Genomic DNA, 25,022 nt, shown 5'->3' on the forward strand with positions numbered 1-25,022 from the left:
GCTTGCCTCCCGGGCCATATCCTAGTCAACGCGCAGCCCACCCGAATGGATTCAAGCCCAGATCAAAAGCGCTTTAGGCGCTCTGGATTCCCCTCCGCTGCGCTCCGGCCGGGAATGACACCGGCGCATTAGCAGACCAGCAACAAAAAACGCGGCCCGGAAGCCGCGTTTTTCGTATTCGTCGAGACGAGGAGACGGCTCAGTCGAACCGGCCGCTCGCATGGGCCAGCATAGTGTAGACCTTGCCGGTTTCCGACGTGAGGTAGGTCTTGGTCAGCATGGAATCGCGGTCGTCGCGGGAGACTTCGGCGAGCAGGCGCTCGAACTCCTCCACATAGCGGTCCACCGTCTGCCGGAACTCGTCGTCGCGGCCGTACTTGCGGCGGATTTCCTCGAAGGTCTGCTGACCCTGCAGGGTGTAGAGCCGGCGGGTGAACACGTTGCTCTCGCCGCGGCGGTAGCGGTCCCACAGCTCCACGGCCGCGTCGTGATCGATCATGCGGGCGATGTCGACCGAGATCGAGTCGAGCGACTCGAGGCTGTTGGTGCGCGAGCGGTCGGGACGGGCTGCCGGGCTGCCGCGGGACGGCTCCACATTCTCCTCGCGGGAGGCACGGTTCAGGAGATCCGACAGCCAGCCGCCACGGGCACCGGCCTCGCGGGCAGGGGCCTCACGGGCAGGCGCTTCACGGGAAGGAGCCTCCTCACGGCGTGGGGCCGGACGCTCGGCCGCAGGCGGTGCCTGGCGCACGGGCGCAGGAGCCGGGGTGGGCTTCGGCTCGGCCTGACGTGCCACCGGAGCCGGGGCAGGGGCAGGCATCGGGGTAGGAACCGGAACAGGCGCCGGGGTCTGGGCGATGCGCTGCTCGACCGCAGCGGCGACGGCCGCCATGGTCGCGGCAACCGGGGTTTCGTTGACGGCGGCCTTGCGCGGCTGGGCGGCCGGAGCCGCGTCGACCAGACGGTTGGAGCGCGACACGAGAGCCGACAGCTCGTTCAGGGCCTTGATCTGGTCGGCGACGACGCGGCGCATGTTGGCGGTCGTTTCCTGGGTCTCCTGCGGCAGCTCGACGACCCCGCGGCGGAGTTCGGCGCGGGTGGCCTCCAGCTCGCACTGGATGTTGCCGGTCATGCCGCGCAGCTCGCCCATGGCGTCGCGGAACTGAGCGGTGGCTTTGCCCAGTGCTGCTGCCATCTCGGTGGTGGCCTGCTCGTAGCTGGCGCGCAGGGCCTCCGCGGTCCGCTCGCTCTCCTGGCCGGTGGTGGCGCGGATGCGCTCGAACTGCTCGCCGATGGCGGCCGTGGTGGTGTCGGCCGCCGAGGACAGGACCGAACCGATCTGGCGTGCCTTGGCTTCGGCGCTCTCGAGGGAGCCCTCCAAGAGGGTGGTGAAGGAGCGCGTGACGGATTCGAGGTCCTGCGAGCGCTCGCCGATCCGGGTCAGGAGCTCGTCCAGGGCCTGCTGGCGGCTGGAGAGTGCCTCGTTCATGCGGGCCTCGACGCTCTCCAGGGCAGCGGCCGCCTCGGTGAGGGTGCGCATCTGCTCGCCGGTGGTGCTGGTGAGCGCCTGTCCGCGCGCCTCGAGGCTGCGGGCCAGTTCCAGCGCCTGCTGGATGGCGCCGGACGACACGTTGCGCAATTCGTCGACCTGCTCGGCCACCTGGTCGGAGGCGCGGCCGGTCTGCGTGGCGATCTCCGATAGGAGCGTCTCGATATGCTGGACGCGTCCGGCCAGACCGTCCTCGACGGCCCCGAGGTTGCTGCTGGCGGAAGCCGCCACCTGCTGGAGCAGGCGGTTGGCATCGGTCAGGCGGCCGAGCACGTCGGTGAGTTCGCCGCGCAGGCGCTCGTTGGCGCCGGTGAGGGCCTCGACCGTCTGCTCGGTTCCCTCGTTGATGGAAACGCGCACGGCCTCCGTCGACTGCAGGTAGGAGGCGGTAAGCTCCATCGTGCGCTCCTGGAGCGACGAGAGGAGGGTGGTGCTGCGGTCCTGCAGGCTCTCGATGACCGCGTTGCTGCGTTCTTCGAGGCTGCGCAGGGTTGTGTCGCTGATGGCCGCGACCTCGCGGCCGATGACCTCGCCACGGCTGCCCAGGCTCTCGACGAGCGATGCGCCCTGCGTGTCGAAGATCGAGCGGATCTCGCCGATGCGGCCGGTAAGCGAGCCGAGAACGGCCTGGCCGCGCTCGTCGATGGTCTCGGCAGCGCCGGTCAGGCGGTTGACGACGCTGTCCTCGAGCATCGTGACGCTCTGGTTGAGAGCGGCGGCAAGCTCCTCGGTACGGCTGCCCAGCGTCGCGGCGATCTCTTCCGCGCGGCTGCCCAGGGTCTGGTTGATCTCGAAGGCACGGGCGCCAAGGGTCTCGGAAATCTCGTCGGCGCGGCTGCCCAGCACCTCGTTGATCGCCGTGATGCGGCCGTCGAGGGACTGGCCGATCTGCTCGGCCTTGGAGGACAGGGTGTCGGCGATGGCGTTGGTCTTGGCCGTGATCGCCTGGCTGATTTCGTCCACGCGGGCCTGGAGGGCCGTGGCCACGTCGCGGCCGCCTTCGGCCATGACGCGGGCCATCTCGCCGGTGCGCACCACGAGGGCCTCGTTGAGGGCCGTGGAGCGGGCGCCGAGCACGCTGTCGACCCGCTCGACGATGGCGTCGAAGTTGGTCGTGATCTCACCGGTGCGGCGGGATGCATGGTCCTCAAGGGCCGAAAGCTGCGTCTCGATGGCGGTGGTCGCCTCGCGGGCACGCTCAGTGAAGGATTCGGCCACGGTGCGGCCCTGCACGGTGATCAGGCGGTCCATCTCTTCGAGGCGGCCGGTGATGGTCTCGGTCATGCTGCCCACATCGCGGGAGATGCGCTCGGCCACTTCGCTGCCGCGGGTGGTGACGTCCTCCAGGGCCGAGAGCCGGGCCACGAGGGTCTCTTCCATCTCTCGGGTGCGGGTGTCGACGGTGGTGGACAGGGCCTCGGCCGTGCGGTTGAGGGCCTCGTTGACGCGCGAGCCCTGGCTGGCGATGGCGAGCACGATGTCCTTCGCCGTGCTGGCAAGGCGGGTCTGTGCGTCCTCGGTGTGGAGGGACAGGGTGTCGGAGAACTCCTGGCCGCGGTTTTCGAACGCGGAGCGGAATTCCTCGACCTGGGTTCCCATGATGCCCGACAGGCGCTCGCCGGCCTGGGTGAGGCTGGTCTCGAGGGCCTGGCCCTGAACGGTGACGGATTCGCTGACGCGCAGGCTGGCGCTTTCCAGGCGGCTGGCGAGGTCTTCGACACGGGTGCCGATGGACTCGTCGGCAAGCCGCACGGCACCCTCCAGGTGCTCGCGCACCTCGGTGCCGCGCTGAGTGATCTCGCGGGTGACGTCGCCCGCAGTAGTTGCCAGGCTCTCGCGGAACTCATTGCCGCGCAGCACAATCTCGTCGACGACGCCGGTGCCCGTGCTGGCAAGCTGCTCGCGCAGGGAGCTGCCGCGGGTGGCAAGCTCTTCGATGAGGGAGCCGGCCGTGAGGGCGAACTCCTCGCGCACGGTGCCGCTGCTGGTGGTGAGGGCCTGAACGAGCGAAGCTCCGGTCTCGGAGAGCTGCTCGCGCATCTGGGTGCCGCGGGTCACAATCTCCTCGCTCACCGAGGTGCCGGCTGCCGCGATCTGGTCGCGCATTTCGGCCGTGCGGGCGGAGATGTCGTCGGCGATCACGCCGCCGGTGGCCGCGAGCTTCTCGGTGATCTCGGCTCCGCGCTGGGTGAAGCTGTCTTCCAGGGTGCGAGCGGTCTGCTCGAAGGCCTCGCGCACGTCGTTGCCCTGCTGGGCGAGGGCGTCGATCACGCCGCGGCCGGTCTCGGCCAGGGTGCGGGTGACCTGGCTCGCGCCTTCCTGCAGGTGACGGGTCAGGAGGTCGCCGGTGCGCTCGAAGGCGCCGGTGATGTCCTGGGCCTTGCTCTCGAGAGCGGTCGTGATCGTCACGCCCACCTCGGAGATGCCGTTTTTGATTTCGTCGCTGGAGCCCGCGAGACGGTCGACCAGTTCGACGCCGCGGCTTGCCATCTCCTCGACGACGCGCTCGCCGGCGCGGCCGAGGGCCTGGGTGATGTGGTCGCCCTGCTTCTCAAGCGAAGCGGTGACCTTGTCGCCTGCGCCGCTGACGGCGGACACGACGCGCTCGCTGGCGCCGTCGAGATCCTGGATCAGGTTCTGGTGCACGCCGGTGATCGAGCCGCGCACGCGCTCAGCGTTCGACACGATGGCTTCGCGCTGCGCCACGAGCTCATCGATGAGCGAGCGGATGCGGATCTCGTTGTCGGAATAGGCGCGCTCAAGGGTCGAGATTTCGCTGCGCACGAGGGTTTCGAGCTCGCCGGCGCGGGCGAGCGCCCGTTCGACGCCGTCGCCCACGGCCGCCACTTCACGGCGCACGGCCTGCGAGACGGAGAGGACCGCGTCGGTGGAGAAGCTCTCGGGTTGGGCAAGGCGCGTGGCCACTTCGCCGATTGCGCGGGCCACCAGCTTCATCTCCTGCGACCGGACGGTGAGCATGGCGGCGATGAAGAACAGGAAGATCGGCCCGACGAGACCCACGGCGCCGAGCGCCAGCTGGGATGTCGAGAATGTAGCGAGGAGCTGCTCAGGCGTGGTGATGCCCTGGGTGTAGGCGAGGGCGCCGATGCCGCCGATCCAAAGCAGGGAAAGAAGCGCGGCCATCCAGTAGGCCCGGCGGGAGGGGCGAACTTGGAGAGCCTGCAGCATCACGCCGACATTCTGGCGGTCGTCGTTGGCCACGGCATTCCGGTCGGGGGCGACGAAACCGGAGCGGGCCATGTCGTCGAGCCGCGGGTCGTGGTCGTCGGCGTGAGCGGAAAGGGAGTCAGAGCCGAGCCCGAAGGGACCTCTTGTGAAGTCGTGATCGTCGATATCAGGCAGCTTGGGATCTTCGCCGAAGGGCTTGTCACCCGGCCGAGACGGGGTGTGGATCACGAAAGTCTCGTCAAGGTTGAGTGCCTGCTCCACAGCCGAAAGGGCTGCTTCAGCCGGGTCCTTCATCTTCTTGTTCTCGGTCGCCATGATCCGCCCTCGTGACGCAACTGATGATTCTGAAGCCGCACTCAATCCACGAAAAGCAAGGTGAATGCATGGCCTCAGCCGCTACAGACGACCCTAAAGGGACTTCCGCACGGTAATCTGTCATTTACCAAGCAAGTCTAGCGGCCGAACTGAAACAAGGAAACCGGATGTCCCCTGCCACTTGCGAACGTCGTTAACGGCTTAGTAACCCGCACTACGGGGCACAATGCGGCAAAAAGACGGCGTGCGCCGGGCCCGTCTCTCGTCTTCCGGTGCAGTCTGTCATAAGTATGCGCCAGCAAGCAGAGGTCCGCAATGATCCAGATCACGTTCATCGATACCGAGGGAACCGCCCGCACCGTCGAGGCGGAGGAGGGCGCAACCGTCATGGAAACGGCCATCCGCAATGGCGTTCCCGGCATCGAAGCCGAGTGCGGCGGGGCCTGCTCCTGCGCCACATGCCATGTCTATGTGGCCGAGGAGTGGGAGGCCGCCACGGGCCAGCCCCAGCCCATGGAGGAGGACATGCTCGACTTCGCCTTCGATGTGCGCCCTAATTCGCGGCTCTCGTGCCAGATCCGGGTGCGGCCGGAGCTCGACGGTCTCGTCGTTCACACTCCGTCCCGGCAAGGCTGAACCTGGAGGCAGATCATGTTCAAGACCATTCTGGTGCCCGTCGATCTCGGTGAGGTGGAAGCGGCCAAGGCGGCCATCGACAAGGCGGTCGAACTCGCCAAGAATTCGGGCGGCTCCCTGCGGCTGATTTATGTACGGGCCATCGTGCCGGTCACCTACATGGAGTTCATGCCGCCTGCCTTCGACGAGGAGCAGCAGGGACAGGCGGACGCCAAGCTCGCCGAGGTGGCGGCCGGGGTCGCGCTGCCGGCCGAGCGCGTGTCTACCGCCGTTCGTCTCGGTTCCGTCTATGCCGAGGTCCTGGACGAGGCTGAGCAGACCGGCGCCGACCTCATCGTGGTCGGCTCGCATCGCCCCACCATGGCGACGTACCTGCTAGGCTCCAACGCCTCCACCATCGTGCGCCACGCCCGGTGCTCGGTGCTGGTGGTGAGGGCCTGAGTTTCACCTCCGGTCGTCATGGCCGGGCATCCACGTCCTCACCCACTGCAAAGACGTGGATGCCCGCAACAAGTGCGGGCATGACGACGAAGAGGGATATGTGAGGCTTACGAAGCCTTCGGCAGAAGCTCTTCCGGCAGTGCCTCCGAGCGGAACGGGCGGGGCTTGTTGAGCCGGATCATCGGCTCGATCTGCCAATAGCCCACGATGGCGAGGAGGATGCCCAGGAGTGCGACGGGGGTCGCGCCCATCTGGAAAGCCTGCCAGACCAGATAGGCCATGGCCAGGAGGGACGCGATAGCGAGGCCGGATGTGGGCAGCCACAGGCCCATGGGCTTGCCGGCCACGAAGCGGACCTCGGGATTGGCCTGGATGATGGCCTCACACAGGGTCTTTACAAAGGCGCGGTATTCCTTCGTCATCTCCTTAGCCTCGACAAGGCTCTTCCAGTCGAGGGAGTTGAAGGTGAAGGATTTGCCGTCCTTCAGGGTGACCTTGGTGCGGTACGATTTCTGCGCCAGCCGTCCGGGCTCGAAGGTCATGCGTACAGTGTCCACCGCGCCAAGCTGGACCTCGTGCACCTTGCGGCCGGAATCCACCGTGAGCGTGCTGCCCTTGAGGGTGAAGGAGATTGGCCCGCTGAATGGCTTGGGGCTGTGGGAATAGGTTTGGGACATGAGGCTTCTTTAACCGGGGGCCGTCGTTCCGGCAAACCGGTTCCGGATTACGGCATGATCCTTACCGCACCAATTCACGCATCGCGTGGTCGATGCCTTCGAGATTGAGCGGAAACATGCGCTCGCTGAAGGTCTGCCGGATCAGGTTGATCGATTGCGTATAGCCCCAATGCGGTTGCGGCACCGGGTTCAGCCACACGGCTTTGTGGAAATGGTCGAGGATGCGCCGCAGCCAGACTTGACCCGCTTCCTCGTTCCAGTGCTCCACGGAACCGCCGGGATGAGTGACCTCGTAGGGGCTCATGGAGGCATCGCCCACGAAGACCACGCGGTAATCCGACGGATAGGTGCGGATCACGTCGAGGGTGGGGATCCTCTCGTCGAACCGGCGGCGGTTCTCCTTCCACACATTCTCATAGACGCAGTTGTGGAAGTAGAAATGCTCGAAATGCTTGAACTCGAGTCTGGCTGCCGAGAACAGCTCCTCGGCGATCTCGATGTGCCAGTCCATGGAGCCGCCCACATCGAGAAAGAGCAGCACCTTCACGGCGTTGCGGCGCTCAGGCCTGAGGCGCACGTCGAGATAGCCCTTGTGGGCCGTCTCGTGGATCGTCTCGTCGAGGTCGAGTTCCTCAGCCGAGCCGGTGCGGGCGAAGCGGCGGAGCCGCCTGAGCGCAACGCGCATGTTGCGCACGCCGAGCTCGACGCTGTCGTCGAAATCCTTAAACTCGCGCTTGTCCCACACCTTCACGGCGCGGAAGTTGCGGTTCTTGTCCTGGCTGATGCGCACGCCTTCCGGGTTGTAGCCATGGGCGCCATAAGGCGAGGTGCCGGCGGTGCCGATCCACTTGTTGCCGCCCTGGTGACGTCCCTTTTGCTCCTCGAGGCGTTTTTTAAGGTTCTCCCAGAGCTTGTCCCAACCCATGGCCTCGATCTGGCGCTTCTCCTCGTCGGTGAGATAGCGCTCGGCGAGCTTGCGCAGCCATTCCTCCGGGATGCCGGTCTCCTCGACCGCGCGGCCCATGCTCTCGAGGCCCTTGAATACATGGGCGAAGACCTGGTCGAACTTATCGAAATGCCGCTCGTCCTTCACCAGGCAGACGCGGGAGAGGTAGTAGAACTCCTCCACGCTCTTGTCGGCGAGGTCCCGGTCGAGCGCCTCCAGCAGGGCGAGATACTCCCGGAACGAGACCGGCACCTTGGCCGCGCGCAGCTCTGTGAAGAAGGTCAGGAACATCGCGCCAATGTCGGGCAAGGAGTGGGAAGGTCAATAGGGCAGGCGGGTTTCAAGAGACTCGCTTCAGGATGCCTTGGTCACCTGCTCGACCCCAGCCGAGGGATGCGTCTTCCCGACACGCCGCCGCGCTTGGAACACAGCCCGATCCGGGTCTTGCTTCGGGTTGCTCTTCTTGAGGAGTTCCCGGAACTCGTCGCGCCGTTCATGGATCGAGGCGATCACCAGCCCCATGGGAACCCCGATATCGCTCAGGACAGCCTCGCTCAGCTGAAGCGAGGCCTCGATGGTTTCCGGAACGGCATCATCCACCCCGAGTTCGTAAAGCTGGGTGGCGTGGCGAGCGTCGCGGGCGCGGGCCACGATGGTGATCTCGGTGCATTCCTGCCGCGCGGCGGATACGACCGCCTCGATGGAGCTGAGGGTGTCGAGGGTGATCACCAGTGCAACCGCCCTGTCGATGCCGCAGGCCCGGAGGAACTCCGGGTAGGAGCCGTCGCCGTAATAGACCGGCTTGCCCGCCTTGCGCTCCGCTGCCACACGGGCGGGATCGAGGTCGATGGCAAGATAGGGGATCTTGTGGCGGTCGAGCATCTCGCCGACGAGTTGGCCCACCCGCCCGTAGCCGGCAATGATCACACGCCCGACCTCATCGGCCGGCGGAGCAACGGTGACGATGGCATCGAGCGGCCGGCGAACCTCCAGCCTCCGGCCCAGGCGCTGCCCCATGCGGGCCAGGAGCGGGATCGCCACCATCGTGAGAGTGGTCACGAGGAGGAGGTTCTGGCCGATGCCCCCCGGCACGAGGCCGGCAATCATCGCCGCACCCAGGATCACGAGGGCGAATTCGCCGCCAGGGCCAAGGAGGAGGCCGGTCTCGGCGGCCTCGCCCGTGTTGAGGCCGTAGGGACGCCCGAGCGCCACGATCGTCATGGTCTTGACGATGATGACCATGGCGGCGAGCGAGAGGATCAGCACGGGGGCTTCAAGGAAGCGGGACAGGTCGAGGCTCATGCCGACCGACACGAAGAAGACCCCGAGAAGCAGGCCTTTGAAAGGCTGGATTGTAACGTCGACGGCGCGGCGATACTCGGTTTCCGACAGGAGGATGCCGGCGATGAAGGCGCCCAGCGCCATCGACAGCCCGCTGACGGCAGCGATCATGCTGGTCACCATCACGACGAGCAGGCAGGCGGCCATGAACAGCTCAGGACTCTTCGTGGCCGTGACGAGCTGAAAGAAGGGCCGCAGGATGAAGCGGCCGAGGCCGATGATCAGACCAAGGGCAAGGCCCGCCTGCAGGAGCAGGATCACGAAGGTTGACGGTGTCACGTCGGGCCTACCGGTGTCGAGCACCGCGATGGTGAACAGAACCGGGGCGACCAGAAGATCCTGGAACAGCAGCGCCGAGAAGCTCGCCCGCCCGGCAACCGTGTTGAGGCGCTTCTGCTCCGCCAGAACGGGGATTACGATGGCCGTGGAAGACAAAGCCAGGGCGAGGCCGACGATGGTGGCCGCCGTAATAGTGTCAACGAGATTGAAGGCGAAGAAGGCAACGCCGAGAACCATGGTGCCCAGAGTCACCTGGAGGGTTCCGAACCCGAAGACCATCCGCCGCAAGGTGCGAAGCCGCTGCCAGGACAGTTCAATGCCGATGGTGAAGAGCAGGAAGACCACGCCGAATTCGGCGATCCGGGACGTGCCCTCGGGATTCGTGAAGGTCAGCCAGTTGACCCAGGGGTGTTGGTGGATGAGCCGCCCAAGCCCATACGGCCCGAGCAATGCGCCGGCCGCCAGGAACCCCAGCACCGGGCTGACCTTGAGCCGATGAAAGACGGGGACGACGACAGCGGCCGTTGCCAGGAAAAGAATCGGTTCCTGATAGGCATAGAGGTCTATCGCAGCGGCCATTGGGTCCTTCCGGTTGAAAGTATTGTCGTTCTACCGGCGAGGGATGCGCAAGAGGTTAATGCCGCGTGAGGTTGGCCGCAGGCGCGACATGAACGCATGGTGCCATGGCTGCGCAGGCGTCATCCCGGACGCCGACAGGCGATCCGGGATCGTTTTCAGGAGCAGGCGCTCTTATCGTCACGCGATCCCGGGTTCCGCTGCGCGGCCTGGGATGACGGGCTGAGGTTACCTCAGTGTCGACAGCGCCTGCGCCAGATCGGCCACCAGATCGTCCGGGTGCTCGATGCCGATGGACACGCGGATCGTGGCGTCGCTCACGCCGAGGCGGTCGCGGGTTGCCTTCGGTACGCCGGAATGGGTGGTGGAGGCCGGGTGCGAGATCAGCGATTCGGTGCCGCCCAGGCTGACGGCGAGCTTGAAGACCTGGAGCGCGTTGAGCACCCGGAAGGCCTCGGCCTCGCCGCCCTTGACGTCAAAGGAGAAGGTGGAGCCGGGTGCGTCGCACTGCTCCTCGTAAACCTGACGGGCGCGGGAGCCCTCGGGCAGGTAGGCGAGGTGGTGGACCTTGGCCACGCTCGGGTGCTCGTGCAGGAACTGAGCCACGATCTCCCCGTTGCGGTTCGCGGCGTTCATGCGAAGCGCCAAGGTCTCCAGCGAGCGGCCGAGCATCCAGCAGGAATGGGGATCGAGCTGGGTGCCGATGGAGGAGCGCAGCAGGCGCACCGTCTTCATCAACTCCTTCGAGCCCAAGGCCGCGCCGGCGATCAGGTCCGAGTGGCCACCGACATATTTCGTCAGCGAATAAACCGAGATGTCGGCGCCGTTCTTCAGGGGCTTCTGGAAGACGGGCCCGAGCAGGGTGTTGTCGCACACGATCACCGGGCGGTGGCCCTGCGCTGCGCCGATCTCCTCCGCGACAGTGCGGATGAAGGCGATATCCACGAGGGTGTTCATGGGGTTGGAAGGGGTCTCGATCTTGATCACCGAGACGCGGCCCTTGGCCATGGCTTCCTTGGCGGCAGCCCGGATGCCGGCCTCGTCGACGCCGTCGCCGAAGCCCACGGCCCCGATGCCCATGTTGGCGAGCGTCTTGGCGATCAGGGTCTCGGTGCCTCCGTAAAGCGGTTGCGAGTGCAGGATCACGTCGCCGGGGCGGGCGAAGGCCAGGATCGTGGTGGCGATGGCCGACATGCCGGAGGAGAACAGGAGGCCGGCTTCCGCCTCCTCGTAGATCGCGAGCCTGTCCTCGACGATCTCGGAATTCGGGTGGTTGAAGCGGGAATAGACGAGGCCGGCGGCCTCTCCCTTAGGCGGCTCGCGGCGGCCCGCCACGTAGTCGAAGAACTCCTTGCCGTGCTCGGCGCTGTTGAACACGAAGGTGGAGGTCAGGAAGACCGGAGGCTTCACCGCGCCTTCCGACAGGGTCGGATCATAGCCGTAGCCCAGCATCAGGGTTTCGGGCTTCAGCTTATGATTGCCGATGCGGTCCTTGTGATAGCGGTTAGATGCCATAGGTCATGTCTCCCATTTGTTTGTCATGGGCTTAGCCTATGAATGCGATTGCCGAAAGGCTGGGGCAGGACTTAGGGTCTGACAAAGCAAGGAAGAGTGGAATGGCGCGTTTTGCCGGAACCGAATCGTATGTGGCCACCGAGGACCTGACGGTTGCCGTGAATGCCGCCATCACCCTGGAGCGTCCGCTCCTGGTCAAGGGGGAGCCCGGCACGGGCAAGTCGGTTCTGGCGGAGGAGATCGCCCGGAGCCTGAACGCCCCGCTGATCACCTGGCACATCAAGTCCACGACCAAGGCCCAGCAGGGTCTCTACGAATACGATGCCGTCTCCCGCCTGCGGGACAGCCAGCTTGGCGATCCACGCGTCTCGGACATCCGCAACTACATCAAGCGCGGCAAGCTGTGGGAGGCCTTTGCCTCGGATGAGCGGCCGGTGCTGCTGATCGACGAGATCGACAAGGCCGATATCGAGTTCCCGAACGATCTCCTGCTCGAACTCGATCGCATGGAGTTCTTCGTCTACGAGACCGGCGAGACGGTGAGGGCCGCCCGGCGCCCCATCGTGATCATCACGTCCAACAACGAGAAGGAACTGCCGGACGCGTTCCTGCGCCGCTGCTTCTTCCACTACATCAAGTTCCCGGATGCGGAGACCATGGCCCGGATCGTCGAGGTGCATTACCCGGGCATCAAGCACCGGATGGTCGAGGAGGCGCTCAAGATCTTCTTCGATGTGCGCGAAGTGCCGGGCTTAAGGAAAAAGCCCTCCACGTCGGAACTGCTCGATTGGCTCAAGCTCCTGCTCTCCGAAGACATTGGACCCGAGCAGCTTCGCGAACGCGACACGCGCAAGCTCATTCCGCCGCTTCACGGGGCACTTTTGAAGAACGAGCAGGATGTGAGCCTGTTCGAAAAGCTGGCCTTCATCGCCAGACGGGAAGGACGCTGATGCTCCGCCTTCTGCTCCTCCGCCATGCCAAGTCTGGTTGGCCGCCCGGAATCCTCGATGTCGACCGTCCGCTTGCAAAGCGGGGTCAGGAAGCAGCCCTGGTCATAGGCGACTACCTGAAGAGGGAACGGCTCGCGCCCGATCTCGCCATCGTGTCACCAGCGCGGCGGACGCAGGAGACCTGGGAGCGGGTCCAGCCCATCCTCGGCGAGATCGAGATGCGCCCCGACGGGCGGATCTACGAGGCACCCGTCGGACGGCTGCTGGAAATCGTGCGCGAGGTTGAGCCGAAGATCGGCACCCTCCTGCTCGTCGGCCACAATCCCGGCTTTGAAGAGCTCGCCAAGTTGCTTATCGGCGAGGGCGACATGGACAGCATCCTGCGGCTCGGCCAGAAGTATCCGTCCGCTGGTCTTGCTGTCATCGATTTCGAGCTGGAGAGCTGGGGTGACGTGGCTAAGAAAACCGGTCGGCTCGAGCGGTTCGTGACACCGAAGTTCTTAGGCAGCGGCGAGGACGATTAGGCGTCTCCGGGCCGAGGCAGGTCGAGGCAGAGCAGTTCCTCGTCGTAGAACATGTCGCCGACCCGAAGGGCCTTGTGCTGGACTCCATAGGGCTTGAAGCCGAGCCCGTGATAGGTGCGCCGGGCCTCATCGTTCGCAAGGCGGACCGTCGCCTCCAGCATGATCACATGATGCGAAGCGTGGTCGATCACGCTCTGAACCAGCCTTTTGCCCACTTGGTGCCCGCGCCATTCTGCCTTCACGTAGACGCCCCATAGCACGCCCTTGTGGCGCGCTTTTACCCGGTCGTAGACGGCAAAGCCCGCCATGCCGATGAGGCCATGATCGGCGAAGGCCCCGAAGACCACGTTCGGGCTTGCGGACAGGCGCGCCCGGATCGTCTCCAGCGGCAGCGCTGCATCCTCCTCGTAGCTCGCGCCGAAGGCTTCCGGCGCAACGGTGAGCGCCTCTAACCTCAAGTCGCGAAACCTTTCAGCGTCTGATGGCTCAAGAATGCGGATCGGGATGCATGAGGTCATGGATGCCTGCCGGAGGTGAAGGTCGCTATTCGTGGAATGCACGCCTCTGGCGGTCAAGAGAGCGGATTGAGGATGAACCTATCCGTCCCACCATCGTTTGGCCTGAAACCCTCCTGATTGTATTCGCCCAAAGCGGGGGCTGTTCCTCATCATGGTGCCTCAGACCTTTTATGCGCTCGTCCTCGCGGCTCGCGCGCTTCTGCCCGGCGACACACATTCCGGCGGCGACGCCTTGCGGCCTGAGCCGCAGGCTCCAGTGGCGCGGTATGAGCCCGAAAGCCGCGAGGTCACCAACTGGCGCTCCGAGGCCATGGATGCCCTTGAGCCGAAGCCGGTTGTGGCCATGGCTGCCGTCTTTCGGGCGGAGCGCCCCTTCGTCACTCGCTGCGTCAAGCTCAACAATTACTGGTGCATCAAGAGCGCCCGCTGGAACGGGGAACTCGCCACCGACGCCGAGGGCCATGTGGGCTTCGCCACGGCCGATCACAGCGCCGATGCCGCGGCCAATCTGCTGCGGCGCTATTACCTGGAGTACAACCGCAAATCCGCCCTCGACATCGTGCGCCGCTGGGCCCCGGCGGAATGCAACGTGGCAACCGGCATCGGCGGCATGGCGATGCTGGCCGTCAGAGGGATCGGCGGCACGGTCCGGGCGCAGTACCTCGCCTCGCGCAGAAAGAAGGGCGGGGCGGTGCGCTATACGGCAAAGGCAGGTCCGGGCGGCAAGCCGGGCCGGGTCTCCCTGGTGATCCCCATGACTTCGAAGACACCGCAATACCGGGTGCCGAGCATCGCGGCCGGCATGGGCGAGAAGCCGAAGCCTACCAAGCCGGAGCCTCTGGTGGCCACCCGCCGCAAGCCGGTAAGGGAGCCGGCAACCGCAACGGCGGCGCCGAAGCCTGGCCCGAAGGTCCAAGTGGCCGCAGCCTGCCCCTCAGAGGAGCAGCGCCATCGCAACTATGCGGGTCGGATGGTTGATGGATTGGGGCTTGGTCCGGCCGACGACCTGAAGCTGTTTGCCGAGGACGGTACACCCCAGCCCAACCTCGCCCATGTCATGCTCGCCATGTCGGCTTTTGAGCTGGGGGCTTTGCGGGCAAGCCCAGAGATGGTGGAAGATGCCCTCCGTCGGATGATCGACCGGATCGCCGTGGCAAGGAACGCCGAGGCTTCCAGGTTGCCTTGAGACCTTTAAACCCCGCCACAACCAGAGCAGGCTTCCTCAAGGCAGGGGCGCTTCTCTCTGAAATGATATATGCTAGTGATATCGCGTGGCTGTTCGGTGCTCGCTGACCGATGGCCGCATAGAATTGAGACATCCTACCCGCACCGGAGAGCAAAGGCGTGAACAAGGCTTCCGTGCAGCAACTGAACGATCCAGATAGAGCACTCGGGCTCGCTGCAGCCTATGTGGCTGCGCATCCCCCGTTCGGATCCTTTCGTGCAGACAAGCTCGTGGGCTCTATCGTTGGGCAGATTCAGCGTCGCCATTACGCCTTCGCTGTGCGGGACAAGGCGGTTGTCGGGTATATAGGCTGGGCCTTGTGCACCCCTGACGTTGCCGAGGCGTGGATCGGGGGAGGGCAGGCGCCCAGACCGGAACAATACAACCAGGGCGATGTCGTCGTTCAGATCATCTTCATTGCTGAGGATCCTGCTGCCCTGCGCCAGCTCGTCGCACATATGAGGAGCCTCTACAAAGGGAAGGAATACATCGGGAATCGTGTTATGCGCGAGAATAACTTTATTAAAAGGGGAAGATTATAGATGAGCGCAATCATGTTAAAATAAAATAATATTAGTTATTTAGAATTTATATTGGTTTGTTACTTTAAATTTTTAGATATTTATTATAATTATAAAGAAAAAAAATATATTAATAGTTTATCACTCAAAATGTTATCGTTTATTAATTCATTTATATTTAATACTAGGCATTATCTTCAACTTGCTTTTATTATATTATATCATATAAAAAGTAGGCTCGTTATGCTCTTGTAAAAAGCAAGCGAACCTATCTGTATCGATTTAGGGGCAGGGTTGACGTTGATGGCTGATAACGAAATTACAGTTGAGAAATATCGTACTGAAGGTTCCTTTCCAGAAGGAACTGTCATTGTTGATACAGCAGCTGCCATCCAAGGGATGACTGACAGTGAACTGGAAGCATTAGCTAAAAATGGGATTGTTCGTGTAGACGCAACAGACAACGCTCTGTCCTTCAGTTTTGCTCGAATTCAAGCATTTGAAGGCGTCATGTTCAGTGATGAAGATAAAATCACTTTGTTTGATGTATCCAGTGAACTCCGGGGATTGACGGCTGAGCATATCAACTCTCTGAGCACCAGGAAGGTCGATTTCATCGACGCATCCAATGATAGTGTTCATCTGCTCAATGAAACTGTCATCGCATTGGTAGATACGGATCTGAGTTTTAGTGAAGACGATCTCGTAACCGTAAATACGTCGAAGCTGGGGTTTGGGTTCTCGCCAGAGAATATTGCTATCCTGTCTGACAGAGGTGTCGACCTCATCAATTGGGCTGTGATGATCCACACGGATCATTTCGAGGTGGATGAAGCGAAGGCCTTGGCTTCGTCAAACATCAAGATTGTCAGCCAAGCTGGGGCCGCTGTCATCACTGACACCGGGGTGAATATATCTTCCCTATCATCTGAGATAATCGCAAGTCTGGATCAGAAGGGCGTCAATTCCATAGACGCGTCGGATAACGAGCTTGGTCTCTCTATGGATCAATATAGTGCTCTCGGGGAGATAAATTTAAATACTGATGACAATGTCACTCTAAAATTGCGTTTGTCCGAGTTCCTGGACCTTGATTTTGATCAGCTTGCCGACATCAAAGCGAGCGGAGTAGACTTTCTATCCTTGACGGATACAGGCCAGATCCTAGCGAAGCTCAGTGCTCTTCAAATCACCAGCTTTGGAACTAAAGGCGTCACTGTCCTCGATGCCACGGACAATGCCCTTAACCTATCGCTCATCCAGTACAATGCCCTCGGTGAAATGGGCCTAACAGCAACCGATGTCGTGACACTCTCGATGAGTGCTGCGGAAGCAACCACGTTAACAAGCGCACAGGCTGCCGGCGCAAAGGCCAAGGGCGTTGATGTTTTGACCGTGAACGATACGGGCCAAGCATTGGGGAGCCTCACGATAGAGCAGATCGCCAATTTGGCGAGCAAAGGCGTTAGCGTCCTTGATGCGGTCGATAACAAAATAGCTTTGTCGCTAGGTCAGTACAGCGCTCTGGGCGACGTCAAACTGACATCGTCCGACACCGTGATCCTGTCCGACGCGAGTGCTAGGTTGTCTGCCTTGGCGATAGCTCAAATCTCTGCACTTGTAGCCACAGGGATCGACGAAATTGATGCCTTGGACGACAAGCTTGCCCTGTCCCTCGGTCAATACGAGGCCCTCGGAGCGACCAAGATATCATCTTCAGATGCTGTGACTCTGTCGGACACGGGTGCAATGCTGGCCGCCCTTACGCATGCTCAGATCTCAGTGCTTGCTGCGGCCGGCATCGATGAGATCGATGCAAAGGACAACACTTACAACCTGTCATCGACTCAGTATAACGCGCTCGGCTCCATACGACTGTCCGGCACTGACGTGGTGACCATCGTGGCCGATGGCGATCTCACTCTCTCGCATGGCGGTTCGAACCTGACCCTGACGGGCACCGCCCTGCGCGGTACCGACAACAGCCTTGCCAATGCCATCAGTGGCAATGCCAAGAACAACGTCCTCGCCGGTCTCGAAGGCAATGACTTCCTCTATGGCGGGCTTGGGAACGATCAGCTGAGTGGAGGCTTGGGCAAGGACGTGTTCGTGTTCGACACCAAAGCGAACAAGAGCACGAACGTCGACAAGATCCTCGACTTCAAGTCCACCGACGACAGCATCTACCTGGACAACCAGTTCTTCACCAAACTCGGGAAGGGCACGCCAACGAAGCCGGTGAAGTTCAAGTCGGACATGTTCGTGGAGAACGCAAAGGCCAAGGATAAGGAAGACCGGATCGTCTATGACAAGAAGACGGGCAGCCTCTACTACGATCAGGATGGCACCGGTTCGAAGGCCCAGGTGAAGATCGCCACGATCTCGAACAAGCAGAAGCTCTACTACCACGACTTCTTCGTCATCTAAGTGTAAACAGGCTTACTTGGGCGCTCGCTGGACCGATCCGGCGGGCGCTTTCCTATCTGGTCAAAAGTCTGATCGGCCGCGTGGCAAATTCGAGCTTGGCTTGGCAATTGGCGCCTGCGACCCCATGTGATCTCCAACGCTCACAACGTCCGGGTTCCTGGTGCCTATTCTGTCTGATCTCGCCTCCCGCGCCGGGTCTGCTGCGCAATCGCTCTGGGAGGCCTCCGGCCAGCTGGTCCAGCCATCCCTTCGCCTTGGCGTCACTGGCCTCGCCCGCTCCGGCAAGACTGTCTTCACCACGGCCCTCGTGCATCACCTGATCCGAGGCACGAACCTGCCGGCCTTTCGGGCCTCCGCCGAAGGCCGCATTCGGCGGGCTCAGCTGGCGCATCAGCCGGACGATGCGGTGCCCCGCTTTCCCTACGAAGAGCACATGGCGGCCCTGACCGAGAGCCGCCGCTGGCCGCAATCCACCAACCGGATCAGCGAGCTGCGGGTGGATGTGGAATACGAGCGCAAGGCCGGGTGGCGCACGGGTCCGGCCTCGCTCGCCCTCGACATCGTGGATTATCCGGGCGAATGGCTGCTCGATCTGGCGCTTCTCGATGCGGGCTATGCGGAATGGTCCCGCCAGACCATCGAGGCGAGCCGCAAGCGCGACCGCTTGCCGGTGGCGGGCCGCTGGCATGAGACCCTGAAAACCCTCGATCCGGCAGGTGCTTCCGACGAGATGCTTGCCTCGAAGGCAAGCGAGGCTTTCAAGGAGTATCTCACGGCCCTGCGCGCCAGCTCCGAGGCAGTGGCGACGACCCCACCGGGGCGCTTCCTCATGCCGGGCGATCTCGCGGGCTCGCCCGCGCTCACCTTCGGGCCACTCGATCTGCCCCAAGGCCAGCCCATTATGGCCGGGAGCTTCGCGGCCCTGATGGACCGGCGGTTTGAGGCTTACAAGACCCATGTGGTCCGGCCGTTCTTCCGCGATCATTTCCAGCGCATCGACCGTCAGATCGTGCTGGTGGACGTGCTCGCCGCCATCGATGCCGGGCCCGTGGCGCTCGCCGAGCTGGAGGAGGCGCTGGATCAGGTTCTCATGTCATTCAGGACCGGGCGCACCACGCTCCTCTCCCGCCTGTTCTCGCCCCGGGCCGACCGGGTCCTGTTCGCGGCCACAAAAGCCGACCATATCCACCACACGGATCATGATCGGCTCGACGCCATCCTGCGCATGCTCGTGAACCGTGCCTCGCGCCGGACCGAGGCCGCCGGTGCCCGGGTGGGCACCGTGGCGCTCGCCTCGGTACGCGCCACCCGGGAGACGACCATCCGCGAGGGGCGCGAGACCCTGCGGGCCGTCGCCGGGGTGCCTGAGGCAGGCGAGCGGGTTGGGGACGACATCTTCGACGGCGAGGCGGAGGCCGCGATCTTTCCGGGCGAGCTGCCCGAGAGTGCCGAGGCGGTGTTCCAAGGGGCGGTGCCGCCGGGCTCGTTCCGCTTCCCACGTTTTCGTCCGCCGAAGCTGCCGGTCGATGCGGCAGGCCGTATGGCCAAGATGCCCCATATCCGCCTCGACCGGGCCCTTGAATTCCTCCTGGGGGATCGCTTCGCATGAGCCGCCAACCTCGCGCCTACCGTCTCGACGATCCGAACATCACCGCCGGTGCCGTGCAGGTGACGGAGGAGCCCTTTGATGCCATCGAGGCCGCCGACGGTGTCGTGGTGCCGATGGGCAGCAAGCGCCGGGCCCCCTGGCTCGGCATTCTGCTGTCCGCGCTTTCGGGGCTGCTTCTCTTAGGCCTTGGCCTCGCCATCGAGAATCTCGTCGTCGATCTCTATCGGGTTGCGCCATGGCTGGGCTGGCTGGCGCTCGCCCTTGCCGTTCTCGCGGTGCTGGCCTTTCTGGCGATCATCAGCCGGGAGGTTTTGGGGATCTGGCGCGAGCAGAAGATCGAGAACCTGCGGGAATCGGCGGTCGATGCGCTGGCCGTCAAGGATCACAAGGCCGCCAAGGTCATCGTGCAGGATCTTATCGGCCTTTACGGTGGCCGGGCCGCCGCCGCGCAGGGAAGCGCCCGCCTCAAGGGCCTCACGGACGAGATCATCGACGCGGACGATCGCCTCGCGATTGCGGAGCGCGAGCTGCTCGCGCCCCTCGACATGCAGGCGAAACGCGCGATTGCCGGGGCGGCCAAGCAGGTCTCGCTCGTCACGGCTGTGAGCCCTCGAGCCATCGTCGATGTGGCCTTCGTGATCTTCGCGGCGGTGCGGCTCCTGCGGACCTTGGCTCGGATCTATGGTGGCAGGCCCGGCTTCTTCGGCTTCCTGCGGCTCGCCAAGGCTGCCTTCAACCATCTTGCGGTCACCGGAGGAATGGCGGTCGGCGACAGCCTCATGCAGCAGGTGCTGGGACTGGGGCTTGCAGCCCGCATTTCTGCCAAGCTTGGCGAAGGGGTGCTGAACGGCCTCATGACAGCCCGGTTCGGCTTGGCAGCCCTGTCGGTCTGCCGACCGCTTCCCTTCATCCGCGAGGAGGCGCCCAAGATCGGCGACGTCGCCGGCGAGCTCATCAGCCGGGCGGAGGCAGCCGCCTCCTGATGGTGCGACATATCGTTCGGCGCGGGCTCATCCAAGGCTCATAAGGGGTGCCGAGGGCCATTAGACAAATCGATGACGCTTAATCTCGTTGTCGCGGTCCCTCCTTGCCTATATAGGGGCGCCACGGTTCATCGGGGAAGAACGGCTGAACATGACAGATAGCGTGATTGATGAAGGCTACCGTCCGACAGAAGACGAGCCTTTCATGAATGAGCGGCAGAGGGAGTATTTCAGGCGCAAGCTGATCCGCTGGAAGCACGACATCCTCAAGGAGGCTCAGGAGACCCTCGCGACGCTGCAGAGCGAGAACGAGAATCATCCTGACCTTGCGGATCGTGCCTCATCGGAAACGGATCGCGCCATCGAGCTTCGCGCCAGGGATCGTCAGCGCAAGCTGATCGCCAAGATCGATGCCGCGCTCGCGCGGATCGAGGACGGCTCTTACGGCTATTGCGAGGAGACGGGCGACCCGATCTCCCTCAAGCGCCTGGAGGCTCGCCCCATCGCGACGCTCTCCCTCGAGGCGCAGGAGCGCCACGAGCGCAACGAGCGGGTCTACCGGGACGACTGATCCCGGCCTGCTCCAAACATCAAAAAGGGCTCCGCGCGGAGCCCTTTTTCTTTGGCCGTCAGGGGAGGGGTTCTAGCCTCACCCCTTCTTGTTCGGATCGAGAGGGCGGCCCAGCAGCCGGGCGAATTCCGCCTCTATGTCTTCGACTGAGAACGGATCGGCGGCCTTCTCCGCCGAAGCGGATTCCTTGGCCTGAGGCGGAAGGGGAGCCGATGCGGGCGCAGGCGGAGGCGGTGTAACTGTCCGGACCGGCTCGACAGACGGTTCCGGCAGGGCCGGAGCGGGGGCTTCCGGCTCCTCGGCGCGTTCCTCTTCCTCCGCAGGCTCGTCATAGGACGCGACGGGCTCGTCCTCGGCCGGGGTCGGGTCGAGAGGGACGTCCTCCTCGTCGCTGATATCTTCATAGACGGCGGGCGATGCCACGGTGACGGGAGCCGGCGAAGCAACCGCCGGCGGCGGAACGGGGCTCGCCGGGCGCTTCAGCGCCTCCTCGAGCTGCTTTGCCATATCCGACAGCAGGTTGGCGTCGGGGGCCGGTCGCTCGCTCTCTGCCGGCTCTGGCGGACGAACGGGCTCAGGGGGCTGCACGGGCGGTACTGGCGTCGCGCGCGATTGGAACGGTGGCGGCGTAAAATGGGGGCGCGGCTCCGGGCGCTCCGCCGGAGGAGCGGGCGGCGCAGGAGGCGTGTTCTGGAATGACGGTGTCCTCGCCTCGGCGCGCAGGCCCTGAATCGCGGGCGGAGCGGAGACGGCGACAGCATCCGGCTTCAGAGCTGGCTCGGGATGGGCTGGAACCGGCGCGCTGACGGTCGCCACCGGAGAGAGTTCCTCCTCGGCGTCGGATTCCTCGGACGGACGGCGTACGAAGGCTCCGAGCTGGGCGGCGAGCTGGCTTTCGATGGAGGGCCGGCCGTTGGACTCGACCTGGGGGGCGCGAGGCGCCTGATCGAGCGAGGGCTCGAAACGCTCGGCACTCATGTCGACCGGAGGAGCGGGAACGCGCGCGCCTGCGACGCGGACGATATTGGTTTCGATCACTACGTCGTTGGGGCCGCCGATGAGAAGGAGGTGCTCGACATTGTCCCGGCGGAGCAGAAGCAGCTGACGCTGCCGGTCGAGATCATACACATCCACGATGCCCAGCCGCGGCTGACGGCTGCGGCCGCCGCGATCGCTGCCCGGCATGATCAGACGGCCACCCCAGACCTTGCGCAGGACGAGGCCTAAGAGCACGAGCAGGATCAGAATGATCGCGAAGGCGATTGCAAATTGAACTGCCCGCGGTGCTTCGAGACCGAAAAGAGATGACACGATGAACTCTCAAACGTTGACTGACCTTCGCAGGCCACTTCTGTGTTGGTTGTACCACATTGACCGCCAAAGCCACCGGCAAGGTTAACAGATGGTTAACGCAGCCTGGCCTCGGCATGGGACTGAGAGCACAGGAAAGGCTCTCCGTGATCCGTCCAAGATGGGGCCGATGGCCCCTACATCAAGGAAAATAAGGATTTCCTGTGACGGATCTCATTATCGAGACCTGCACCGCCATGGCCAGCCCTTGCATCCGCCGGTGCTGGCGCCTTAGAGGTCAATCAATAAATACCGTGTAATATGATCGGAAAAGATCGAGCGGTTGGCCGCAACCCTGCAGCCGGTGCCGTGAGGCACATCCGCCTCCGTTGAGGATGTTGACATTCCATGGCTTACGAAGGCGATACGCCACAGGGTTCGGCCATCGACCGCTCCGACCGTCACGGTCATATCGGATGGGTGCTGCTCCTGGCCGGCCTTCTCGTCGGCGCGACCTTAAGCCTGCGGTTTCTCGGCATCGAACAGGCCCAGCCTTTGATCCTCGGGCTTCTGGCGTTCTTCGCCATGGCGGGTGTCTTCTTCCTCTTCGCGACGGCGATCGGTGTCGTGCAGTTCTCCGGCCAGACCGCGCGCAACGATATCACCAAGCTGATGGCAGACACGTCCGGCGACGGTCTCGTGGTGGTCGAGGACGATGGGCGCATCACCTATGCCAACGGAGCCTATCTCGCCTTTGCCGGATTGCAGGGCGGCGAGGTGCTGCCGGTTGAGCGCCTGTTCATCGGTGCGCCTGAAGTCTCCGAGGCAATCTATCGGCTGGCACAGGCGGCGCGCGAACATCGCACGGGCACGGAGGAGATCCGCCTGTCGCCATCGCTCAACAATGCGCGGGAATTCGGCTGGTACCGGGTGCGTGTGCGGCCCGTGCCGCGCCCCAAAGGACGGCAGGCGGCGCTCTGGACCATCTCCGAAGTAACCCATGAGCGCGAGCGCCAGGAGAACGTCTTCCAGGAACTCCAGCATGCCATCGACTATCTCGATCATGCCCCTGCAGGGTTCCTGTCGGTCGATCCGGGCGGCTCCATCATTTACCTGAACGCGACGCTGGCGTCGTGGCTCGACTACGATCTGGCGCAGGTCGGCTCCGGCGGCTTGAAGCTGGCCGACATCGTGCCGGGCGACGTGGCATCGATGATGACGTCGTTCTCCGGTGAGCCCGGCAGCGTGCGCACCGAGACCTTCGACCTCGACCTGCGGCGACGCAACGGACAGTTCCTGCCGGTGCGCCTGTATCACCGCATCGCCTTCGGCCAGGACGGCCGCATGGGGGCATCGCGCACGCTCGTTCTCAACCGCTCGGCCGGAGGAGAGATCGACGAGGGACAGCGCGCGGCGGAAGTCCGCTTCGCGCGCTTCTTCAACAACACCCCCATCGCCATCGCGACGGTCGACCGCGCGGGCCGGATCGTCCATGCCAATGCGCCGTTCTCCAGGCTCTTCGGCGCGTTGCCGCGCACGGGTGAGAATGGCACGGACGGTCCGTCGATTCCCGACGCCTTTCGCGAGCGCGACGCCATCGAGGCGGCCCTGAAGGCGGCGGCCGAAAACAAAGGGGACATCCCGCCTCTCGAACTGCAGACGGTGGCCGAAGGTGGCGGCTCGGTTCGTGTCTGGGTCACGCCCGTCGGCGATACGGGCGCGGACGGGGAGACGGCGATCCTCTACGCCCTCGACACCACGGATTTCCGTAAAGTCGAGGAGCAACTGGCCCAGGCTCAGAAGATGAACGCGGTCGGTCAGCTCGCCGGCGGCGTCGCGCACGACTTCAACAACGTGCTGCAGGCCATCATCGGCTACAGCGATCTGCTTCTCGCCAATCACAGGCCCACTGATCCGTCCTTCCAGGACATCATGCAGATCAAGCAGAACGCGAACCGGGCCGCGGGCCTCGTGCGCCAGCTGCTCGCCTTCTCGCGCCGTCAGACCCTGCGGCCGGAGGTGCTCAATCTCAATGACCAGCTCTACGATCTCTCCATGCTGCTCAAGCGACTCCTCGGCGAGCGCGTGGCGCTGGATCTCAATCACGGCCGTGACCTTTGGTTCGTGAAGGCGGACGTGAACCAGTTCGAGCAGGTGGTGGTGAACCTCGCGGTGAATGCCCGCGATGCCATGCCCGGCGGCGGCAAGCTCGCGATCCGTACTGCGAACGTCACGGCGGCCGAGGCGGAGCGGCTCAACGTGAGCGCCATGCCGCCAGCCGACTACGTCATGGTCGAAGTGTCCGATAGCGGCTCCGGTATGACGCCGGAGATCATCGAGAAGATCTTCGAGCCGTTCTTCACCACCAAGGAAGTCGGCAAGGGCACCGGCCTGGGACTGTCCACCGTGTTCGGGATCGTCAAGCAGTCCGGCGGCTATATCGACGTAAACTCGACCCCGGGAGAGGGCACGACCTTCCGCATCTACCTGCCGCGGCACATCCCGGCCGTGCAGGAGATGGCCGAGGAGGTGAAGCCCGAGGTGGCCAAGAAGCCGGCCGCCGACATGACCGGGCAGGGCACGATCCTTCTGGTGGAGGATGAGGACCCGGTGCGGGCCGTGAATGCCCGCGCGCTCTCCGCCCGCGGTTATACCGTGCTGGAAGCGGCCTCCGGCGTCGAAGCCATGGAGATCATCGAGCAGCGCGGCGCGCCGGTCGATCTCGTGGTCTCCGATGTGGTCATGCCCGAGATGGACGGCCCAACCCTGCTGGGCGAGCTGCGAAAGCTCTACCCGGACCTCAAGGTGATTTTCGTCTCCGGCTATGCCGAGGAAGCCTTCCGCAAGAACCTGCCCGAAGGGGAGGAATTCAACTTCCTGCCCAAGCCCTTCAGCCTCCGCCAGCTGGTCGAGACGGTGAAGCAGGTGATAGATAGGTAA

At 63.8% G+C, this 25,022-nt stretch carries 18 protein-coding genes; 11 read left to right on the forward strand and 7 right to left on the reverse strand.

The features are described 5' to 3' along the window. Positions 1-199: 199 nt before the first annotated feature. On the reverse strand, positions 200-5,053 hold the full coding sequence (locus JKL45_RS24200) for an apolipoprotein A-IV repeat region-like domain-containing protein (protein ID WP_201864367.1): 4,854 nt from the start codon (positions 5,051-5,053) through the stop codon (positions 200-202). Between the two features lie 315 nt (positions 5,054-5,368). Here JKL45_RS24200 and JKL45_RS24205 point away from each other — a divergent pair, with 315 nt between their 5' ends. Continuing rightward, positions 5,369-5,689, forward strand: coding sequence for a 2Fe-2S iron-sulfur cluster-binding protein (locus JKL45_RS24205; protein ID WP_201864368.1), 321 nt, complete (start codon positions 5,369-5,371; stop codon positions 5,687-5,689). A 15-nt stretch (positions 5,690-5,704) separates the two neighbouring features. Beyond that, positions 5,705-6,130, forward strand: coding sequence for a universal stress protein (locus tag JKL45_RS24210; RefSeq protein WP_201864369.1), 426 nt, complete (start codon positions 5,705-5,707; stop codon positions 6,128-6,130). Positions 6,131-6,237: 107 nt separating this feature from the next. Here JKL45_RS24210 and JKL45_RS24215 read toward each other — a convergent pair whose 3' ends face one another. From JKL45_RS24215 to JKL45_RS24230, 4 genes are all read right to left on the reverse strand, one after another. Further along, the gene (locus JKL45_RS24215) at positions 6,238-6,807 is read right to left on the reverse strand and encodes a hypothetical protein (protein WP_201864370.1); all 570 of its coding nucleotides are present in this window, start codon (positions 6,805-6,807) and stop codon (positions 6,238-6,240) included. A 61-nt stretch (positions 6,808-6,868) separates the two neighbouring features. Continuing rightward, positions 6,869-8,044: a vWA domain-containing protein gene (locus JKL45_RS24220; protein WP_201864388.1), complete on the reverse strand. Its 1,176-nt coding sequence runs from the start codon at positions 8,042-8,044 to the stop codon at positions 6,869-6,871. Between the two features lie 63 nt (positions 8,045-8,107). Continuing rightward, entirely contained in the window at positions 8,108-9,952 is a 1,845-nt protein-coding gene (locus JKL45_RS24225; RefSeq protein ID WP_201864371.1) for a cation:proton antiporter domain-containing protein, read from the reverse strand. Between the two features lie 225 nt (positions 9,953-10,177). Continuing rightward, a complete protein-coding gene (locus tag JKL45_RS24230; protein WP_201864372.1) occupies positions 10,178-11,464 on the reverse strand; it encodes a cystathionine gamma-synthase family protein in 1,287 nt (428 codons plus the stop codon). A 101-nt stretch (positions 11,465-11,565) separates the two neighbouring features. On the opposite strand from JKL45_RS24230, the gene JKL45_RS24235 reads away from it, so the two are divergent. Beyond that, a complete protein-coding gene (locus JKL45_RS24235) occupies positions 11,566-12,414 on the forward strand; it encodes an AAA family ATPase (protein WP_201864373.1) in 849 nt (282 codons plus the stop codon). Continuing rightward, a complete protein-coding gene (locus tag JKL45_RS24240; RefSeq protein ID WP_201864374.1) occupies positions 12,414-12,938 on the forward strand; it encodes a SixA phosphatase family protein in 525 nt (174 codons plus the stop codon). The genes JKL45_RS24235 and JKL45_RS24240 overlap by 1 nt, the downstream gene beginning before the upstream one ends. Here JKL45_RS24240 and JKL45_RS24245 read toward each other — a convergent pair. Then, positions 12,935-13,456 carry a GNAT family N-acetyltransferase gene (locus JKL45_RS24245; protein ID WP_201864375.1) on the reverse strand — a complete coding sequence of 174 codons (522 nt, stop codon included), beginning with the start codon at positions 13,454-13,456 and terminating at the stop codon, positions 12,935-12,937. The genes JKL45_RS24240 and JKL45_RS24245 overlap by 4 nt on opposite strands. Positions 13,457-13,607: 151 nt before the next feature. Here JKL45_RS24245 and JKL45_RS24250 point away from each other — a divergent pair, with 151 nt between their 5' ends. The 6 genes from JKL45_RS24250 (at position 13,608) to dksA (ending at position 20,792) form a co-directional block, all read left to right on the forward strand. Continuing rightward, positions 13,608-14,642, forward strand: a complete 1,035-nt coding sequence (locus tag JKL45_RS24250) for a hypothetical protein (RefSeq protein WP_201864376.1) — start codon at positions 13,608-13,610, stop codon at positions 14,640-14,642. A 158-nt stretch (positions 14,643-14,800) separates the two neighbouring features. Continuing rightward, positions 14,801-15,223: a hypothetical protein gene (locus tag JKL45_RS24255; protein ID WP_201864377.1), complete on the forward strand. Its 423-nt coding sequence runs from the start codon at positions 14,801-14,803 to the stop codon at positions 15,221-15,223. 282 nt (positions 15,224-15,505) lie between these two features. Continuing rightward, positions 15,506-17,629 (forward strand): calcium-binding protein, encoded by a 2,124-nt coding sequence (locus JKL45_RS30560; protein ID WP_281401808.1) that lies wholly within the window; start codon positions 15,506-15,508, stop codon positions 17,627-17,629. A 160-nt stretch (positions 17,630-17,789) separates the two neighbouring features. Further along, a complete protein-coding gene (locus JKL45_RS24265) occupies positions 17,790-19,238 on the forward strand; it encodes a YcjX family GTP-binding protein (RefSeq protein WP_201864378.1) in 1,449 nt (482 codons plus the stop codon). Further along, complete coding sequence (locus JKL45_RS24270) at positions 19,235-20,221, forward strand: YcjF family protein (RefSeq protein WP_201864379.1); 987 nt, start codon at positions 19,235-19,237, stop codon at positions 20,219-20,221. The genes JKL45_RS24265 and JKL45_RS24270 overlap by 4 nt, the downstream gene beginning before the upstream one ends. Before the next feature lie 151 nt (positions 20,222-20,372). After that, a complete protein-coding gene (dksA, locus tag JKL45_RS24275) occupies positions 20,373-20,792 on the forward strand; it encodes an RNA polymerase-binding protein DksA (protein WP_036350657.1) in 420 nt (139 codons plus the stop codon). Between the two features lie 78 nt (positions 20,793-20,870). On the opposite strand, the gene JKL45_RS24280 is transcribed toward dksA, so the two are convergent. After that, a complete protein-coding gene (locus JKL45_RS24280) occupies positions 20,871-22,103 on the reverse strand; it encodes a hypothetical protein (RefSeq protein ID WP_201864380.1) in 1,233 nt (410 codons plus the stop codon). A gap of 387 nt (positions 22,104-22,490) precedes the next feature. Between JKL45_RS24280 and cckA the strand changes: the two genes are divergently transcribed. Beyond that, positions 22,491-25,022, forward strand: coding sequence for a cell cycle histidine kinase CckA (cckA, locus tag JKL45_RS24285; protein ID WP_201864381.1), 2,532 nt, complete (start codon positions 22,491-22,493; stop codon positions 25,020-25,022).

This window comes from Microvirga soli, from assembly GCF_016734765.1.
GTDB classification, from domain to species: Bacteria; Pseudomonadota; Alphaproteobacteria; order Rhizobiales; family Beijerinckiaceae; genus Microvirga; species Microvirga soli.

What these genes read in the sequence shown, in the direction of transcription:
- JKL45_RS24270 (WP_201864379.1), top strand. Translation starts at nt 19,235, where the DNA reads ATGAGCCGCCAACCTCGCGCCTACCGTCTCGACGATCCGAACATCACC.
- JKL45_RS24240 (WP_201864374.1), top strand. Translation starts at nt 12,414, where the DNA reads ATGCTCCGCCTTCTGCTCCTCCGCCATGCCAAGTCTGGTTGGCCGCCC.
- JKL45_RS30560 (WP_281401808.1), top strand. Translation starts at nt 15,506, where the DNA reads ATGGCTGATAACGAAATTACAGTTGAGAAATATCGTACTGAAGGTTCC.
- JKL45_RS24215 (WP_201864370.1), bottom strand. Translation starts at nt 6,807, where the DNA reads ATGTCCCAAACCTATTCCCACAGCCCCAAGCCATTCAGCGGGCCAATC.
- JKL45_RS24225 (WP_201864371.1), bottom strand. Translation starts at nt 9,952, where the DNA reads ATGGCCGCTGCGATAGACCTCTATGCCTATCAGGAACCGATTCTTTTC.
- JKL45_RS24245 (WP_201864375.1), bottom strand. Translation starts at nt 13,456, where the DNA reads ATGACCTCATGCATCCCGATCCGCATTCTTGAGCCATCAGACGCTGAA.
- cckA (WP_201864381.1), top strand. Translation starts at nt 22,491, where the DNA reads ATGGCTTACGAAGGCGATACGCCACAGGGTTCGGCCATCGACCGCTCC.
- JKL45_RS24205 (WP_201864368.1), top strand. Translation starts at nt 5,369, where the DNA reads ATGATCCAGATCACGTTCATCGATACCGAGGGAACCGCCCGCACCGTC.
- JKL45_RS24210 (WP_201864369.1), top strand. Translation starts at nt 5,705, where the DNA reads ATGTTCAAGACCATTCTGGTGCCCGTCGATCTCGGTGAGGTGGAAGCG.
- JKL45_RS24230 (WP_201864372.1), bottom strand. Translation starts at nt 11,464, where the DNA reads ATGGCATCTAACCGCTATCACAAGGACCGCATCGGCAATCATAAGCTG.
- JKL45_RS24220 (WP_201864388.1), bottom strand. Translation starts at nt 8,044, where the DNA reads ATGTTCCTGACCTTCTTCACAGAGCTGCGCGCGGCCAAGGTGCCGGTC.
- JKL45_RS24250 (WP_201864376.1), top strand. Translation starts at nt 13,608, where the DNA reads ATGGTGCCTCAGACCTTTTATGCGCTCGTCCTCGCGGCTCGCGCGCTT.
- JKL45_RS24235 (WP_201864373.1), top strand. Translation starts at nt 11,566, where the DNA reads ATGGCGCGTTTTGCCGGAACCGAATCGTATGTGGCCACCGAGGACCTG.
- JKL45_RS24200 (WP_201864367.1), bottom strand. Translation starts at nt 5,053, where the DNA reads ATGGCGACCGAGAACAAGAAGATGAAGGACCCGGCTGAAGCAGCCCTT.
- dksA (WP_036350657.1), top strand. Translation starts at nt 20,373, where the DNA reads ATGACAGATAGCGTGATTGATGAAGGCTACCGTCCGACAGAAGACGAG.